Genomic DNA, 2,420 nt, shown 5'->3' with positions numbered 1-2,420 from the left:
AATCTCCGTCTCCTTTTGCGATACATCCAAACCAACATAAAGGGTCATCACATGCTCCTCGTTTGCACTGAGGAGAACATTCTACCTCAGCCTCGAGCGCGCGATTAGGCCATGTGGTTGACCAGATAGCCCTCCCGTTTGAGCTGCACGTGCAGGCGTCGATAGCCGAAACGGCGACGCACCTCGGCGACTGCCCTCATGCGCTGGCGAAGGCCGGCACCCGTGGCGAGTTTTACGCACCGACTTTGAGAACTGCAAATTTTTGCCCGATTTCTTCGGGGGCGCCAAAGGACTAACGATACCCCTGAACCATTTACTTCCACTCCCTTTGTCTCGGAAGGGTTCTCGCCCTTTCCAGCGACGCACATAGTAATCCTTGCCGTCGTTCGTTTTTGTATCCCGAAGGTCGGATACGCTGCTGAACCCTGGTGACGCAAACAGCAACACTACCTTTGCCGTCTTCAACGGTCCCGCGAATGCTGCGGGTAAGCATCTGAGGTCAAATTCCTGCTTCGGACTTCGGGGCGCTGAGACGAGGGAAAGCATGTGCATCGTCCGGATGAATGTGCGCGCCAATTCACGGCCAGAACTTGAAAATGTCGTTTATGCGCTGTCCTAAGAGCATTGATCGATGCGCTTTTCATTGAATGATCCGGCGACCGCGCCAACTTGCAGAGCGTTGGCATCGCAGCGGCCATTACCTGCGGACATCCATTGGCGGAAGATTCGAACGAAACGTTCGCTCGAGCGCATCATGAAGAAGACCCGGCGACGAACCCGTGTTTTCGGCGCCTTGCCCGTCGGTCAATCCTGTCTCAGTTTGGCGGTGGCCCGGCTGCGGCACATTGCGGGAACGGCGTGGTCGACCAAATGCTACATGAACATGCGGCCGCTCTATCGACCACAACTCTCTGAAAGCGGAGCCGTCGCCTGATCAAAAGTGCGAAAGATTGTGGACAGCACCGCGCCCCATCTACTCCGCATGCTTCTCAATGATGCGCCTGCGCGCGACAATGCGCCGCGTTGGGCGATAACAGGCCGAATTATTTCGAATCATGATCCGCTCCAGGTCGTGTGCCCCGGCGCGACGATGCGCGCTCCGCGCCGGGTTCGGTGGCGAACTCAGAACTGGATCTTCACTTTGAGGTCACGGTCCAGTCATTGAACTTGAAGTTCATTCCGCCTGGGGACGAGGTGATCTCGACGCCGTATTGGACGCTACCGACGTTTATGTCGCCGAAGTAGCCCTTCGACTTGATCCACTCTAGGATGCCTTTGATGTCCACTGTCCCGCTGTTGCTTTTCGAAGTGGGCACGAGCGAGATGACTTTGTGACCATTATTCCCTTCAAACACGTTCCAGGTCGTCCCGCCCACAACAACGTTAGTGTAGACCGGGATCGCCGCTCCGGAGGGATCCTGCCGATAATGATGAGAAATGGGCTTAACATTGCCGCTACCGTCCGAGTTTCCGGTGTAGTTTGTCCAGATCATGATCTCATGCTGGTTTGAGCTGTCCCAAATATCATAGGCGGTGTCCCAGGCGCCGCTTTTAGGAACGTCCTGATTGAACGTCGAGCTCAAAGTGCTGATTGCACTGAGTGGCTTTCCGATATGGACAGCCTCGTGCGGATAGCTCTTGATGCCACCAGTTCCAGGCTGGTTCGACCACACGCTCCACCGGTTCGCTCCATACACCGAAATGGTCTGAGGTCCGGCACCTCGGCCCCACACGTCGTTATTCCAGGAGTAGCCATCCCGTGAAAAGTTTCCATATGGAGCGCTCGAACTCCAAATCGGCGCCTTTGCCGGCACGGAGGGGGCAGCCGATGACGCGACGTCGTTCACAGCCTGCCTAAAATGATCATGATGCTCCTGTGAGCAGACGTACCCCCTTGGGGAATCTGGCGAGCCGGTACCGTTTATCCGATTGGAATCCATAATGCTCTCCTTGCTTTTATGGGAACGACACCTCTTGCCGGTCCACCCAGTGGGTACCCTAGGTTCGTGACCAGTTCGAGGCGTGGGCGGCATCGTCATCTAGAGACCGGCTTCGAATTCTAGGAAGGTTGGCTTTCGAGGAGCTGACTGGTGCAAGAGTGCATGGTGCGCGCCTGTCCGTTCCTTTTCCAACCCACGCATGCGGCGCAATGAGAAGGATTTCCGAGGTCATCGCGAGCCAGTCGGGATCATGATCCGGCGCAATCCTGGCGCCATCTGCATTCTGAGTGCTGCGCTTATCGTTGCGTTAGCGTCTCACGCGCCGGCAGGTTGCTTGATCATTTCGTAGTGAGCCTACAAGCTTTGGCAGGCGACGAACTCAACGATCCGGGTGACGTCGCTGTAGCTCGGAAGCAGCCGCGCCCAGTTCTGCATGCGCTGCGTCTTTTCCAGTTCGCCTTGCTCCTGCTGCGCCAGCAG

The 2,420-nt window shown here is 56.6% G+C and carries 2 protein-coding genes; one reads left to right on the top strand and one right to left on the bottom strand.

All coding sequences use genetic code 11. The annotated features are described in order from the left end of the window. Positions 1–631 precede the first annotated feature (631 nt). Entirely contained in the window at positions 632–934 is a 303-nt protein-coding gene (locus GGD61_RS40045; RefSeq protein ID WP_246786230.1) for a transposase, read from the top strand. A gap of 202 nt (positions 935–1,136) precedes the next feature. Here the strand turns inward: GGD61_RS40045 and GGD61_RS40040 are convergent, their stop codons facing one another. Then, positions 1,137–1,940 (bottom strand): GH12 family glycosyl hydrolase domain-containing protein, encoded by an 804-nt coding sequence (locus tag GGD61_RS40040; RefSeq protein ID WP_183232541.1) that lies wholly within the window; start codon positions 1,938–1,940, stop codon positions 1,137–1,139. Positions 1,941–2,420: the final 480 nt, after the last annotated feature.

The sequence above is a fragment of the Bradyrhizobium sp. SBR1B genome (assembly GCF_014198205.1).
GTDB lineage: Bacteria > Pseudomonadota > Alphaproteobacteria > Rhizobiales > Xanthobacteraceae > Bradyrhizobium.
Note: the sequence above shows the minus strand (reverse complement) of the source record. Positions and strands in the feature narration are given on the sequence as shown.